Raw genomic sequence first — 15055 nt, forward strand, 5'->3', positions numbered from 1 at the left:
CTATGGAGGAGAGGAAATGCTGCTGTCAAAGAGAACATCCATAAAGGTCAGCCGGGAATATGCGAACCTCATCGGGCATATGTGTTATGCAGCATCCAAGCTCTGGAATGTCTGTAATTATGAACGTCAGCATTACAAAGAAACTGGGATGGAGCAGTATCCGGACTGGTATTATCAGAAAAAAGCCCATAAAGAGGATCTGTGGTATAAACAGCTCCCGTCCCAGACCGCCCAGGAAGTCTGTAAGCTGCTGGACAAGGCATGGAAGTCTTTTTACGCCCTGAAAAGATCCGGAGGGATCGAGACTCCCAGACCGCCGCGGTTTAAGCAGGAAAGTATCCCCATTACCTATATGCAGATGGGGATCGTGCATGAGCGGGATACGGACAGAGTCCGCCTGTCCCTTCCAAAGGCATTAAAAAAATATATGGAAGAAACGTATCAGATCCATGAAAACTTTCTTTATCTTGAAAATAAGATTTTCAGGGGCATGGATCAGATCAAACAGCTGCGGATCTACCCGCCGGAGAAGGGAAACTGTAAAATTATTGTTGTTTATGAGGTCCCTGACCAGGAAGAACTTCCACAGAACGGACATGAACTGTCTATTGATCTGGGGCTTCACAACCTTATGACGTGTTATGATTCTGAAAATGGGAAGACGTTTATTCTGGGCAGGAAGTACCTTGAATTGGAAAGATATTTCCATAAAGAGATCGCAAGGGTGCAGGCCCAGTGGTATGGGCAGCAGTCCGGAAAGGGAGTAAAGCATCCGGTCACATCAAAACATATCAGGAAGTTATATAAGAGAAAACAAGACTCAGTAACGGACTATCTGCACAAGATCACAAGATATCTTGCAGAATACTGCCGGGAACAGGGGATCACCTGTGTCGTTACAGGGGATATCCGGAACATTCGGAGAGAAAAAGACCTGGGACACAGGACAAACCAGAAGCTTCACAGCCTGCCGTATAACAGGATCTACATCATGCTGGAATATAAGCTGAAAAGATATGGGATCCGCTTTGTAAAACAAGAAGAAAGTTATACCAGCCAGTGCAGTCCGCTGTCACCGGAAGTAGGGAAAAGATATGCAGAGCCGTCCAACCGGAAAGAGAGAGGATCATATAGGGATGGAAACAGAGTCTATAATGCAGATGCGGTAGGCGCATATAATATCCTGAGAAAATATCACTCCGTATCCGGAGTAAAAAAAGAACTGTCCGTAACCGGACTGAAAACACCGGAAATAATAAAAGTAGCTGTATAGCTCTAAAGAGCAAATAGTAGTGGTGCCATGGATGCACCCTGAAAAAAGGCGGTATCCCGCCTTAATTCAGATGCTCTGGTAACTCAGTTACCGAGTAATTCACACACACTCTAAAAGGAGAGAGACGAATGAAGAAAGTAGATGCAAGAGGTTTATCCTGTCCGGAACCTGTGATCCGCGCAAAAAATGCAATGGAATCCGGAGACAAAGAATATGAGATCCTGGTTGATAACGTAGTTGCAAAAGAGAATGTATCCAGATTTGCAACACATCAGGGATATCAGGTACAGGCAACAGAGCAGGGAGATGATATCCTGCTGAAACTTACAAAATGATCACATATATAGCAACCTTCTATTCCCATTATGGAGCTATTCAGTTTCGAAGAAACTGCCAGGCAATGAATCTGAGTGCAGAAGTCATGCCTGTCCCAAGAGATTTAAGCTCCTCCTGCGGAACCTGTGTGAGATTTCATACAGAAGCGGACTTCCCGGAGAAAACAGAGGAAGTCGAGCAGATCGTCAGAGTAGAACCGCAGGGATATGTTGGGATTTATCATGCGGATGAAGAATAAGAGAACCCTTCTGTGGACAAATTGTCGGTAGAAGGGTTCTTGTTTATTTTATAGAGATGCAGGCATAAAATATTACTCCTGTGTAAGTTTCAGCAGTGCTTCAGCAAGATTGGAGTCCAGGATCAGCACATCCACCAGCCCGCCCTTTAAAGCGCTTAACACAGCATTTGCTTTGGACACACCTGATACAAGGGAAATCTTGCGGTCAATTTTTTTGAACTGCTCCATGCTGATCGATATCATGCGTTCTTTAAGTGTAGTATTACATTCCTGTCCGTCATGATCAAAGAAGCGAAGGGCAATATCTCCGGAAACATTTTCCTGTTTCAGCATCTCCAGATCCTCTGTGAACATAAAATCCGGAGATGCAAGAACGGATTCTTCTTCTCTTCCTTCATGATCCGGGAGGCTTCTTTGCTGCTCATAAGAGCGTCTGTGAGAAGATAATAGTTCTCTCCGAAGAATGCCTTTGCCATACGGGATACCAGAGTACGTACATCCAGTTCATTTTCACAGCAGGCAATACTGCCATGAAGAGTAACGAACTTTGCATTTACCTTCTGGGAAGGATTGAGATAATTGATCATATGGTAAACAGTACTGCCCCAGGTGACGCCCAAAATATCACTTTCTTTTAATCTACGGGGATTTCGTATTCAGGCATATGAAAATGATATACAAATCTTGAAATTGTGTGTAAAATATGGGGTAGAGATTATGCTTGGAAGCGATGCACACAGAGAAGAGGATGTAGGTGATTTTACCAGGACAGAAAAAATTCTTAAGGAAGTAGATTTTCCGGAGGAACTGATCGTGAACCGTTCCCTTTCATATGTGAAAAACCGGCTTCGGGTGTAGAAAGGGAGGTTTTTATGTTTTCAGTACTAATGAGGGCTTTTTCATTTACCCTGATCATCATCATCGGAATTGTAATGAAATCTACAGGCTTTGTGCCGAAAGATGCAGGTGCATCAGTTAAGAAATTTCTGATCTATGTAACACTTCCTGCATCTATTATCACCAATTTCTCTGCAATAGAGGATATGGGATTTAATATGCTGATAATAGCAGCACTTGGAATTCTTCTGAATGTAATTATGATTGCAGTAGGTGCACTGATCACACGCAGAAAATCCAAAGGAGAACAGGCGTTAAATATGCTCTGTCTTCCGGCATTTAACATCGGGGCGTTCTGTCTGCCGTTTGTGCAGAGCTTCCTTCCGGCTATGGGAAGTGTTACTGCCTGTATGTTCGATGTAGGAAACAGTATTATGTGTACCGGAGGTACTTATGCATTCGTTGCAGAGTATACAGCAGCTTCCGGTTCCAAAAAAGGAATTGATCTTAAATCCTTTGCAAAACGTCTGATTACCAGTCCTCCGCTGGTAGCCTATGTAGTTATGTTTATTTTAGCTGTTGCAAATATTGACACGCCACCGGTTATTCTTACACTGATCGAGCCAATGGCAAAGGCCAACACATTTGTTGCCATGCTGATGTTAGGTCTTCTGTTCCATATCGAATTCAAGAAAGAATACATGGGTGAGATTTTCAAACTGATCGGAATCCGTCATATCTTTGCTGCAGTCTGTGCTGTAATCTTCTATTTTGTTTTACCGTTTGATCTGGTTATCAGACAGACACTCGTTTTACTGTGCTTCGCTCCTATGAGTGCAGTGGCACCTGCCTACACCGGAATGTGCGGCGGTGATGAAGGAATGGCAAGCTGTGCAAACAGCGTGAGCATTCTGTGCAGCCTTGTAGTGATTACTGCTTTGTTGGCAATTATGGGGCTGTATTAAGTTTTATGAATATGTGAATAAGCAAGAAACGGGCAGGATTCCTGGAGGTGGGAATCCTGCCTTTTTATGCAGATACTCTTAGAGAGTTGTGAAAAGCTCGTTTGTTTTCATGAAGATAACAGAACTTAGTGATTTTTAAAATACAAACATATACTGCCAGTGAATGAAATAAGCAGGAGCAAGGGGTATAATGAACAATGAAGGAACACTTCAGAAATATTTGGAAAAAGAAAAATATTGAAGTTCAAATTGCTATTGTCCAGGGAAGGTTCAATCACAGGACAGTAGCAGACCGATAATATTTATCACAGCCGTTCTCTGAGCAGGAGTCAGCAGATTCCACTGTGACAACATATTTTTTTCTTCTTCAGTCATGGAAACCAGAACATCTGTATCATTAAAGAATTCTGCCAGAGTAATACCAAAGGTCTGGCATATAATTTCAAGTTTGTCTATTCCTGTCTTCCCGTAAAGAGGTTATTTTTTCTAATACATCAAACAATTTCTCACATCAAAATCATTTGTAATTATTATTGATAAATAAGGGATATGCTATATAGCGTCAAAGTTTTCACACTCTGCTGAACTGTCTTAAATGTATTATTTATGCGGACTGCTATAAAAGTAAATGGGTGTATGAAGTATATACATATATGCAAATAAAAAGATTTTTAAGTATGATTTCATGAAGAAAAAAACAATTAGTTTTTCAATGGTGATTAATGATTGAGTATTTGAAGAAGAAAAAGTATAATAAAGAGTAGAAACTGCAAACATGGATATATTAATGCTGTTTTGGGTGTAGAAAAGATAACAAATAGAAGGGGAAGTGATGGAACTACAGATCATCTTGAAAATGTAATGAATTTGATGTAAATAACAGAATTGTATATGAGTGAGAAAGTGGGGTATAGATATGAAAAAGAATAAAAATTTAGTTAGAGTATCAATAGTTGCCAGTTTGCTGATTACAACCAGTTCAATATTAGGACAAAATGTTGAGGTAATGGCATCAAATCCAACGAATTACAAAGATATGACGGAGTATGCTGCATACGAAAATGTAATAGCAGATGCAGGAGCCACTTCCGGAGATTTTGGCATTTCCTTGGCTTTATATGATATTGATCAGGACGGAATAAGAGAGTTACTTATATCACATGGCACCTGTCTTGCTGATTGGGTAAATGATATTTATACATTGGAAGATGGAAAAGATGTGAGCTATATTGGAAATGTAGGCAGACAGGGATTATTTTATACAGCCCCAGATGGAAATGGAATGTATTTTTTGTATGGATATCAAGGATATCAGGAGATAACACGAATTACAAAGAGCGGAAAAGATATTGTGCAAACATTGATAGAATCAAGGGAACTTAATGCAAATGAAAACTATACAGAATTTGCTGATAAGATAGCACTACTTGCACCGGGAGATATTCCAACCCATGGAAATTCTTATGATGTAGAAGTAACAGCCCCGGATGGCGGTGTAAACATGCGCTGTGGCGCAGGAGTGGAGTATGACAAAGTTCTTCCAGACATGATTCCAAACGGAACAGTTCTGACTGTAACTCAGGAAGCAGTGGCTTCCAATGGAAATTCATGGGGCTATACAAATTATAATGGTACATACGGATGGATTGCACTGACGCAGGTCACCAGATATCAGGAACCGACGGAAGGAGCACCTATTCCACATACCAGATATGTAATTAACTGTAATGAGAGTATTACTCTTCGTACAAATCCAGATGTAAATGCTGCTGAAATTTGTCAGATTCCGTTGGGAACAGCCGTTGCTACATTCGGAGATGCCGGAAACGGATTTATTTCTGTGTATTATCAAGGTTCATCTGGATATTGTCTGGCAAGTTATCTGTCTGCTCCAGTGGACTGACAATTCTGATTTTTGCTGTGAAACGGTAAAAGAATATTTTGACAACAGAATTCTATAATAAACTGTAATCTGTATATATGTAAAAATCCTCGGAACGTAAGTTCCGGGGATTTTCCATTTAATATATACTTATTTATCTGCTCCATAATATCTGTCATCGCCGAAGCCAAGGATCAGCATGAAGATTGGCGGTAAGAAGATAAGGCCAATGGCGAATCCTGTGCCTCTGCCGAAGGCTCTTGCAAGCTTAACACTGTACATAATGCTGATTATGGCAAGTATGATTTTGATCAGTACGATGATCATGGAGATCATTAAACTGTCGTTTGTTTCAAGAGTTCCCTGTAAGCAGGAAGATACGATTCCAAGAACCAATGTCAGCCAGAAATATGCAGGCTGCCATGCGATTTTATAAGAAATATAATCGCCATATATTGGAATAATACTTTTCCATCCGGCCTCCCCTGCTTTGGTAAAGATTCTCCAGTTGGCAATAATCTGCAGAAGCCACCATGCGAATGCAATCATCAGATACATACCACCTAAGAATACCATGCTGCTGATAGCTATAAGTCCCATTTGTGTTCCCCCATTTCCTTCTGTGAGATATGATACATGTATCGTTGGTGTAGAAGCATAGTTGAGAACTATGTTTGTTCTCCTGAAGTATTTATGCTAAATCCATTAAAGCATATTCTCAGTAGTTCGTCAATTATCAAAGAAGATTGTACATAAGCGAGGTGAAAACTATGGCAGCAATACTTATGAACTACAAAATACCGGGATATTATATATTTTTCATTTGTCTGGCAGTGATTTCCTGTTTTTCTAATCCTGGAATGGTTGTATTAGCGGGCTGTAGGGTTGATAATATTGATCAGGCAGAGTAAAATTTTATCAATGAAGTGAGTATCCTGCTTTAATATTACAAATATTCGTCTGACTTATGAAAAGTGCCTGATGAGATGAAAATCTTCTCAGGGATGGGTTGTGAGAACAGAGAAAAAAGAATGGTTTCGGAAAAAATAATGACAAGTTAAACAAAAGCCGTAAAGTGGGAATTTCCAGCTTTGCGGCTTTTGTGGTATCATGAATTGAAAGACATCTCAACAACTTTTCCATTGGTTACCTTAATGCGCAGACCTAATCCATTCATGCTTCTCATGGTAGACATGAAAGCGGATTTTGAGCAATAATCGTTGGGAGCTTCACCTCCGGAAAAATAGTATTTGGTCTTGGAAGTAAGTTTAAATGTATGTTTTCCGTATTTTATATATGCTTTTTTGTTTTGGCTGTTTAATATTCCGTTTTTGGAAGTATTAAATGACGCATACATTGTCAGAGTGTTCCCCTTACATATAGCCTTTCTTGTGCCTGACATATAGTATTTTGTGCCATTGGTTGTTATTGTTCCGCCTTTTTTTCCATTTATGCAGGTATCATAGTAGGTTGTACCTGACTTTCCGGTAGCTGCCTGCACATTTGAGAATCCCATGCAGCCGGTAACGAGGCAGATGGCAAGTATCAGTGTTAACATTTTCTGGAACTTCTTTGTCCATGTTTTCATATTGAAAACCTCCTTTCGTTTTCTGGATTTATTATAATAGCCTGGAAAAGCAAAGTCAATAGAGGAGCGTAATGGAATAGTTGTATTGACAATAGATATCTGTATGTAGTATAATCAGACGCAGATAAAAGAAAATTCTTCGGGGTTGTGGTGATCAGCATCAGCTGAGATTCCCTACCGGCGGTTATAGTCCGCGACCCGCTTCGGCGGCTGATCTGGTGAAATTCCAGAACCGACAGTATAGTCTGGATGAGAGAAGAACACGCGATATTTACCATACGTGCTCATTACCCCGGATATGATCCGGGGTTTTTTATATGTTGAAGAAAATCTTCATTATATAGAAAGCTTGTGGAATTTTCTTTTAACAGGATATGAGACATATCCATAAAGAATAATTTCAAAGGAGAGAAACAGTATGAGTGAACAGGTATTAAGAAATGGAAATGCGATGGCAAGGAGTAAGACGAGAACCATTACACAGATAGCCATGCTTGGCGCTATCGCAGGAATTTTAATGAATCTGGAGTTTCCGCTTCCTTTCCTGGCACCGACTTTTTATCAGCTGGATTTTTCAGAAATCCCGGTACTGGTTGGTTCATTCGCAATGGGACCGATTGCAGGTGTACTGATCGAGCTGGTGAAGATTCTTGTGCATCTGGTAACAAAGGGCTCTATGACAGCAGGTGTAGGCGATGTGGCAAACTTCATCTTTGGATGTACATTTGCAGTTCCGGCAGGTCTGATCTACCGTTACAAATCTGTTAAGAGCAGAAAACATGCAGTGATCGGAATGGCAGTTGGAACCGTACTTACAGCAGTAGTTGCATGCTTCATCAATGCATTCGTGTTACTTCCGGCATACGGAAAGGCTTTTGGAATGCCGGTAGAAGCATTTATTGAAATGGGAAGTGCAGTACACAGTTCTGTAAATAATCTTCTTACATTTGCAGCAATGATCATTTTCCCATTCAACATATTCAAATATGCTCTGACATCCCTGATCGTATTCCTGATTTATAAGAGAATCCGCGTGGTGCTCAAGGGAGATTGATTTTATATCTGATAAAGAATAAATAAATTGGCAGTACAATAAATAAAAAAGAAGAACAGCCGTATGATGAAAAATCTGCGGCTGTTCTTCTTTTTATGTGCAAAAATAATTACGGAAATTTTCAGACAGACTTAAAAAAGACACGATAATATGGTAAGATAAAACAGACGATATAAACATCGGAATGTGAGGTTTATAAAATGAATGATACAGGAATCAGACCGGAAGTTATAGAAGAAATCCGAAACCTTGCGCAAAAATATGATATTGAAAAAGTAATTCTTTTTGGTTCGAGAGCAAGAGGGGATTTCAGAAGAACAAGTGATATAGATATTGCAGTCACAGGAGGAGATTTTGCAAGGTTTGCGTTAGATGTGGATGAAGAGACAAGTACTCTTCTGGAGTATGATATTGTAAATCTTGATCGTGACATGCAGGATGAATTAAGAGAATCTATAGAGAAGGAAGGGAGGATTTTGTATGAGAAAATATGAGAATTTCTGCAATGCACTGTCTAACATGAAAGATATTTATAATTATGAAGAACCATATGATAATGTAGTGATTACCGGACTCGTAGGATTGTATGAAATTTGTTTTGAGCAGTCATGGAAAATGATGAAAGAAATACTGGAGATTCATGGATATGCAGAGGGAGCAACAGGTTCACCGAAAATCATTCTGAAGACTGCCTATAAAGCAGGAATGATAAGAGATGAGGAGCAGTGGCTTCGTGCATTGCAGGCAAGAAATAATGTTACACATTCTTACAATCAGAAAATTGCGTTAGGAATTATAGCTGATGCAAAAGAAGAGTTTTATCAGATGTTTTGCGAACTAAAAACAGAGATAGAAGAAAATTGGCTGTAATAATCAGCGAAGGTATAGAAAGCGAAAGGAAGTATCCATTATGGGACAGATACACAATATTGAAAAACTGACAGATTGTAAATTTTTAAATTTGTATCATTTAAATGCAACAAGTGTTCACAACACTCCTGTGTCATATTTCGTGGCATCACGTGCGAAGAGTATTAACGAATTAAAGATAAAAACAGGTAAAAACGCTCCGGATGGCGTGATCATTTACAGTCTTTATGGGGAAAAGAGAGACAGAGTTGTATTAGTACGTCAGTACAGATACGCAATTGGCGAATATATCTACGAATTCCCGGCAGGTCTGGTAGAATCGAACGAAGAATTCCATGAGGGTGCAGTAAGAGAAATGTACGAGGAAACAGGACTGAAATTCACACCGCTGAAAGTAGATCCTGCATTTGAGAAACCTTATTTCACAACGGTTGGCATGACAGATGAATCCTGCGCAACTGTTTATGGATATGCGGAAGGTGAAATCAGTAAAGATGCACAGGAAGACACAGAGGAAATTGAAGTTGTACTTGCTGACAGAGAAGAAGTAAAGAGGATTCTGCGTGAAGAAAATGTAGCAATCATGTGTGCATATCAGCTTATGCATTTCCTTCAGGATGAAGAACCTTTTGCATTTTTGAAGGAAGAACTTTAACCAAATCAAGCAAGTAGCGAAGCGGATGATTTTATCTGCTTGACTAAGGAGAATTAAAGGAGAATTAAGATAATGGCAAAATGGCAGAGAAGCTTCTTCCAGCCTGTGCTTCCGCTGGGAGAAGATGGACGGAGAGTTACAGGAAGTAAAGAACACATTGCACTTTCCAGAATGGCAGCAGGAGAGGGAATGGTCCTTCTGAAAAATGAGAAAAATGCACTTCCGATTCGGAGAGGGACGAAAGTCGCACTCTTTGGTAAGGGTACTGTAGACTACGTAAAAGGCGGCGGAGGAAGTGGCGATGTAACTGTAGAATATATCCGTAATCTTTATGAGGGCATGAAGATTAAAGAGGATGAGGGAAAAGTAGAAGTTTTCGATAAACTTGCGAAATATTATGAAAAAGATATTCAGAAACAATACGCAGATGGTGCAGTACCAGGTATGACAGTTGAGCCGGAGCTTCCGGATGAACTTCTGAATGAAGCGCGAGAATATACAGATACTGCAGTAATTACCATTTGCCGTTTTTCAGGCGAAGGATGGGACAGAAAATGTGAAGCAGCACAGGATGGATACGTTCTTGACGGAGAGGAAAAAAGAAACTCCGAGTTGTCAGCGAAGATTTTTGAAAACGGTGATTTCTGCCTGACGAATGCAGAGAATGCCATGGTAGAGAAAGTAAAGAAAGCATTCCCACATGTAATCGTAGTGATGAATGTTGGCGGTATCGTGGACACGAAATGGTTCAGAGACTGTGATGAGATCCAGTCAGTACTGATGGCATGGCAGGGCGGTATGGAAGGTGGTCTTGCAACAGCAGATATACTTTGTGGTGATGTTAATCCATCCGGTAAATTATCCGATACTTATGCAAAAGATCTGGAAGATTATCCATCCACAGTAAACTTCCATGAGTCTGCATTCTATGTAGATTATACAGAAGATATTTATGTAGGATACCGTTACTTTGAGACAATTCCGGGTGCAGCGGAGAGAGTAAATTATCCGTTTGGATTTGGACTTTCCTACACAGATTTCGACTGGAAGATGACTGGTGCTTCCGAAGAAAACGGTGTGATCACGGTTCTTACTGAAGTAACCAATACAGGAAAAACAGCAGGAAAAGAAGTTGTCCAGCTTTATTACGGAGCACCACAGGGTAAACTCGGAAAGCCTGCGAAAGTGCTGGGAGCATTCAAAAAGACCAGCATTCTTCAGCCGGGTGAACGACAGATTCTTACCCTGAAACTTCCTGTAAATCAGATGGCGTCTTACGATGATCTGGGCAAAGTATGCAAGTCTGCATATGTTCTGGAAGCAGGAGAATATGCAATCTATATTGGTACAAACGTAAGAGATGCAGCGAAGATTGACTTTACATATGTAGTAAAAGAAGATACAGTAACTGAGCAGTTAAGCCGGAAGGCAGCACCATATCATCTTCAGAAACGTATGCTTGCGGACGGTTCTTATGAGGAACTTCCACAGCGTGAATATGTGGAAGAAGAAGGACTTCCGAGACAGGATAAATATGCCATCGGTCTTCCATGCCCTGATACAAGAGGACAAAAAGGAATAGACTTTCTTGATTTTCTTGATTCCAAGGGAGTTCGCTTCTCTGATGTAGCAGATGGTAAAATGACATTGGATGAGTTTATGGATGTCCTGACATTGGATGACTGTATCAATCTCCTTGGCGGACAGCCAAACACAGGATGTGCCAATACATTTGGAATGGGAAATCTTCCGGAATACGGAGTCCCGAATGTGATGACTGCAGACGGACCAGCCGGACTTCGTATTCTTCCGAAATGCGGAGTGAACACAACTGCCTGGCCATGTGCCACACTTCTTGCCAGCACCTGGGATGAAGAACTGGTAGAGAAAGTTGGTAAAGCAGGAGCGGAAGAAGTAAAAGAAAATAATATCAGTATCTGGCTTACTCCTGCCTGCAACATTCACAGAAGCCCGCTCTGTGGCCGTAACTTTGAGTATTATTCTGAAGATCCGTACCTTGCAGGAAAGACAGGTGCAGCTATGGTAAGAGGCATCCAGTCTCAGCATATCGGAGCAAGTGTGAAGCATTTTGCAGCCAATAATAAGGAGACAAACCGTAAGGATTCTGATTCCAGAGTATCAGAGAGAGCACTCCGTGAGATTTATCTGAAACAGTTTGAGATCATTGTAAAAGAGGCTCATCCATATACAATTATGTCCTCCTATAACCTGATCAACGGCATCCACGCTTCAGAGAACAAAGAACTCCTGACAGGTATTCTCCGGGATGAATGGGGATTCGACGGACTGGTTACAACAGACTGGTGGACATTTGGAGAACACTACCGTGAGACAAAGGCAGGAAACGATATCAAGATGGCAGCAGGATATCCGGAACGCATAAAAGAAGCATACGAAAAAGGATTTATTACTGAAGCAGAGATCCGTCTCAGCGCAAGAAGAATCCTGAATATGATTCTGAAAATTGACTGATGAGTATCATTAATATTTTATACAGGAGCAAAAAAGATAATGGATGAGCGTAAACGAAGTTTACGAAAAGAAATAGTCAGGCTGGCACTTCCGATTGCACTTCAGCAGTTCATGACAGCCCTGGTCGGAGCATGTGATGCGATCATGCTGGGAAAGTTAAGCCAGGATGCCATGTCAGCTGTATCACTGGCCACACAGGTTACTTTTGTATTTAATCTGTTTATGTTTGCATTTATGGCAGGCGAGAATATGTTTGTGGCACAATATTATGGAAAAGGGGATTACACAGGTATTTCCCAGGTGTTCAGCCTTGTGACAAAGATTTGTGGATGTATTGCAGTAGTATTTCTGGCAGGAACCCTTTTCTTTCCGGAACAGCTCATGAGAATCCTGACAAATGAGGAAACTCTGATCGTTCTGGGAAGTGAGTATTTAAGAGTCATCGGCATTTCCTATGTGTTTTCGGGAATTGCACAGATTTTCCTGGCAATCATGAAGAACTGTGGTGCAGTAAATATGAGTACCCTGATCAATGGGGTTATGGTAATTCTCAATATCGCATTGAATGCTGTTTTCATTTTTGGCCTGTCCGGCTTCCCGAAGATGGGGATTAAAGGTGCTGCACTGGCAACCGTACTTGCAACAGTTGTGCAGTTCCTGTGGAGTGTTGGTTATGTATTGTGCAGGATCAGAGCTGTGAAATTCAGTCTCAGAAGCTGTGAGAAAAAGTTATTTGGCCGTTTCTGGCAGAAAACAGTTCCGTTACTGATCAATAATCTTGCATGGGGAATAGGTTTTTCCATGTATTCTGTGATCATGGGACATCTGGGAACGGATGCTGTTGCCGCCAATGGAATAGCGAATATTTCCAAAAATCTTGTTGTATGCTTCTGCCTCGGACTTGGAAATGCAGGCAGTATCATAGTGGGAAACCGTCTTGGTGCAGACCGTCTGCAGGAAGCAAAAGAGGTAGGCGAGACACTTACCAAAACTGCGATTATTGCAGGAATTGTATCAGGCCTTGTCCTGATTGCCTTATCCCCATTTATCACAAAAATGGTAGATCTCACCCCGACAGCCCGCGGATATCTGCAAAAAATGCTGCTGATCTCTTCCTATTACATCGCAGGAAAATCAGTAAACTGTATGACAATAGGAGGAATCTTCGCAGCAGGCGGAGACTCCAAATTTGGAATGCTGTGTGATTCTGTAACTCTGTGGTGTATCATTGTTCCTCTGGGATGCATCTGCGCATTTATCCTGAAACTGCCGGTTATGGTTGTCTACTTTGTACTCAATCTGGACGAGATCATTAAACTGCCGGTGGTCTATAAACATTATAAGAAATATAAATGGATTAAGAATCTTACATAATTTTACACGCTTCACAGGCACATATATCGGATATCCGGGACTATGTGACTGTTTTGTTTTAATGATATTTATGCATCCGTACATAATAGCTGATGCATAAGATCACAGTGGCTCCGCTCCATGCTGCGATCTCTGCAAAGAAAATACCGTCCTGTCCGATAAAATGGGGAAGGACCAGTGCAGCACTGATACGCATGACAAATTCAGCCATACCACTTACCATAGGCATTAAGGTATCTCCCAGCCCTTGAAGTGCAGATCTGTACACGTACAGGAAGTACAAAACCCAGAGCATGGCAGCCATAATAGAGAGGTATTTAAAAGCAATTGCAAGTACCTGCTGTGTCTGCTGCGGTTCACCTGAGATGAAAAGTGAGAGAATATTTTTTCCAAATAAAAACATGGCAGCAGAAATGATCAGTGAGGTAAGCAGGGAAAGCAGCATACTGCTGCGGACGCCTTTTCTGATCCTGTCAATCTTTCCGGCTCCCAGATTCTGACCCACATAGGTAACGATGGCATATCCATAGGAAATAGCAGCCATTTCCAGCAGACCATAAAGCTTGTTTGTAGCTGTAAATCCTGCCACAAAAAGGAAACCGTAGCCATTGATCACATACTGGACTACCAGACCGCCCACACCGATGATGATATTCTGGAATACAACAGGAATACCAAGTTTCATCAGGCGGACATTCATGCCGGAGGCAGGCATAAAATCTGCTCTGGTCAGATGAACGATATCAATTCTGCGTAAAATCAGGAAACAGTAAACAGCGGAGAAGCTCTGTGCGATCACAGTTGCGATTGCTGCTCCTGCCACACCCCATCCGAAGCCTGCCACAAAAAGGATGTCCAGTGAGACATTCAGCACAGATGCGATGATCATTGCGGTCAGCGGTGTTTTACTGTTTCCCATAGCCCTTAGGGCAGAGGCAAACATATTATAGGCTGCTGTGGCGGGGATTCCACAGAAAATGATGCGCAGATATAACAGAGACATTCCGATAATATTGGAAGGTGTATGCAGCCCTGTTAATACCAGCGAAGCAAATGACTGGCTGAGAATCAATACTCCGGCTGCGATGAATGCGGTCAGCCGGTAACTGTGAGCCAGAGATTTACGCAGATTTTCGAAATCCTTTGCCCCATAATACTGGGAGAGTTGAATAGAAAATCCCTGAGTGAGTCCTGTGGATATTCCTGTGACAACCCACATCAGAAAGTCAACAGCACCCAGTGCGGCAAGAGCCTCCACACCTGCAACTTGGCCAACAACCATGGTATCCACCATTGTATAAAGCTGCTGACAGATATTTCCCAGCATCAGGGGAATTGCAAAAAGAATGATCAACCGTCCCGGTGAACCGGAGGTCATATCCTGAATCTTGGTTTTCATTAGTATAAAAGTTCCTTTCCGGAGCATATTTGAAAAAGTTTAGAAATGATTATTCGAATATGCCCTGATATTTACATTAATAATTTGTAAC

At 41.3% G+C, this 15055-nt stretch carries 17 protein-coding genes and 1 riboswitch; of the genes, 12 read left to right on the forward strand and 5 right to left on the reverse strand.

Going from position 1 to position 15055, the window contains the following annotated elements:
• Window positions 1-16: 16 nt before the first annotated feature.
• The 3 genes from ACESZG_RS07420 (at window position 17) to ACESZG_RS07430 (ending at window position 1847) form a co-directional block, all read left to right on the forward strand.
• Window positions 17-1273 (forward strand): transposase, encoded by a 1257-nt coding sequence (locus tag ACESZG_RS07420; protein WP_243135414.1) that lies wholly within the window; start codon window positions 17-19, stop codon window positions 1271-1273.
• A 128-nt stretch (window positions 1274-1401) separates the two neighbouring features.
• Window positions 1402-1608 (forward strand): sulfurtransferase TusA family protein, encoded by a 207-nt coding sequence (locus ACESZG_RS07425; RefSeq protein WP_022380030.1) that lies wholly within the window; start codon window positions 1402-1404, stop codon window positions 1606-1608.
• Complete coding sequence (locus tag ACESZG_RS07430) at window positions 1605-1847, forward strand: DUF3343 domain-containing protein (RefSeq protein WP_008706323.1); 243 nt, start codon at window positions 1605-1607, stop codon at window positions 1845-1847. The genes ACESZG_RS07425 and ACESZG_RS07430 overlap by 4 nt, the downstream gene beginning before the upstream one ends.
• A 72-nt stretch (window positions 1848-1919) precedes the next feature.
• On the opposite strand, the gene ACESZG_RS07435 is transcribed toward ACESZG_RS07430, so the two are convergent.
• Entirely contained in the window at window positions 1920-2180 is a 261-nt protein-coding gene (locus tag ACESZG_RS07435; protein WP_055199818.1) for a sugar-binding domain-containing protein, read from the reverse strand.
• Window positions 2174-2503, reverse strand: a complete 330-nt coding sequence (locus ACESZG_RS07440) for a sugar-binding domain-containing protein (RefSeq protein WP_081026580.1) — start codon at window positions 2501-2503, stop codon at window positions 2174-2176. Before ACESZG_RS07440 ends, ACESZG_RS07435 begins: the two co-directional genes overlap by 7 nt.
• 28 nt (window positions 2504-2531) lie before the next feature.
• On the opposite strand from ACESZG_RS07440, the gene ACESZG_RS07445 reads away from it, so the two are divergent.
• From ACESZG_RS07445 to ACESZG_RS07455, 3 genes are all read left to right on the forward strand, one after another.
• On the forward strand, window positions 2532-2705 hold the full coding sequence (locus tag ACESZG_RS07445; RefSeq protein ID WP_155512401.1) for a hypothetical protein: 174 nt from the start codon (window positions 2532-2534) through the stop codon (window positions 2703-2705).
• Window positions 2706-2719: 14 nt separating this feature from the next.
• Window positions 2720-3649 carry an AEC family transporter gene (locus ACESZG_RS07450; protein WP_118409161.1) on the forward strand — a complete coding sequence of 310 codons (930 nt, stop codon included), beginning with the start codon at window positions 2720-2722 and terminating at the stop codon, window positions 3647-3649.
• A 1006-nt stretch (window positions 3650-4655) separates the two neighbouring features.
• Window positions 4656-5552 carry an SH3 domain-containing protein gene (locus tag ACESZG_RS07455; protein WP_373217871.1) on the forward strand — a complete coding sequence of 299 codons (897 nt, stop codon included), beginning with the start codon at window positions 4656-4658 and terminating at the stop codon, window positions 5550-5552.
• A 129-nt stretch (window positions 5553-5681) separates the two neighbouring features.
• On the opposite strand, the gene ACESZG_RS07460 is transcribed toward ACESZG_RS07455, so the two are convergent.
• Both ACESZG_RS07460 and ACESZG_RS07465 read right to left on the reverse strand, forming a co-directional pair.
• Window positions 5682-6131, reverse strand: coding sequence for a DUF5684 domain-containing protein (locus ACESZG_RS07460; protein ID WP_055059015.1), 450 nt, complete (start codon window positions 6129-6131; stop codon window positions 5682-5684).
• 508 nt (window positions 6132-6639) lie between these two features.
• Window positions 6640-7119, reverse strand: coding sequence for a hypothetical protein (locus ACESZG_RS07465; RefSeq protein WP_055059016.1), 480 nt, complete (start codon window positions 7117-7119; stop codon window positions 6640-6642).
• A 131-nt stretch (window positions 7120-7250) separates the two neighbouring features.
• Window positions 7251-7384: riboswitch (FMN riboswitch) on the forward strand.
• Window positions 7385-7537: 153 nt separating this feature from the next.
• Here ACESZG_RS07465 and ACESZG_RS07470 point away from each other — a divergent pair.
• The 6 genes from ACESZG_RS07470 (at window position 7538) to ACESZG_RS07495 (ending at window position 13565) form a co-directional block, all read left to right on the forward strand.
• Window positions 7538-8173: an ECF transporter S component gene (locus tag ACESZG_RS07470; protein WP_026649844.1), complete on the forward strand. Its 636-nt coding sequence runs from the start codon at window positions 7538-7540 to the stop codon at window positions 8171-8173.
• 200 nt (window positions 8174-8373) lie between these two features.
• Window positions 8374-8667, forward strand: coding sequence for a nucleotidyltransferase family protein (locus ACESZG_RS07475; protein ID WP_008706339.1), 294 nt, complete (start codon window positions 8374-8376; stop codon window positions 8665-8667).
• On the forward strand, window positions 8654-9043 hold the full coding sequence (locus ACESZG_RS07480; protein WP_008706340.1) for an HI0074 family nucleotidyltransferase substrate-binding subunit: 390 nt from the start codon (window positions 8654-8656) through the stop codon (window positions 9041-9043). The genes ACESZG_RS07475 and ACESZG_RS07480 overlap by 14 nt, the downstream gene beginning before the upstream one ends.
• Window positions 9044-9083: 40 nt before the next feature.
• Window positions 9084-9698 carry an NUDIX hydrolase gene (locus ACESZG_RS07485; protein ID WP_373217875.1) on the forward strand — a complete coding sequence of 205 codons (615 nt, stop codon included), beginning with the start codon at window positions 9084-9086 and terminating at the stop codon, window positions 9696-9698.
• A gap of 72 nt (window positions 9699-9770) precedes the next feature.
• Window positions 9771-12191, forward strand: coding sequence for a glycoside hydrolase family 3 C-terminal domain-containing protein (locus tag ACESZG_RS07490; RefSeq protein WP_055152653.1), 2421 nt, complete (start codon window positions 9771-9773; stop codon window positions 12189-12191).
• Window positions 12192-12230: 39 nt separating this feature from the next.
• Window positions 12231-13565, forward strand: coding sequence for an MATE family efflux transporter (locus tag ACESZG_RS07495; protein WP_055152651.1), 1335 nt, complete (start codon window positions 12231-12233; stop codon window positions 13563-13565).
• 58 nt (window positions 13566-13623) lie between these two features.
• Here ACESZG_RS07495 and ACESZG_RS07500 read toward each other — a convergent pair whose 3' ends face one another.
• Complete coding sequence (locus ACESZG_RS07500) at window positions 13624-14964, reverse strand: MATE family efflux transporter (protein ID WP_195277500.1); 1341 nt, start codon at window positions 14962-14964, stop codon at window positions 13624-13626.
• Window positions 14965-15055 lie beyond the last annotated feature (91 nt).

The organism is Blautia sp. Marseille-P2398 (assembly GCF_964240315.1).
Classification (GTDB): Bacteria; Bacillota; Clostridia; order Lachnospirales; family Lachnospiraceae; genus Blautia_A; species Blautia_A wexlerae.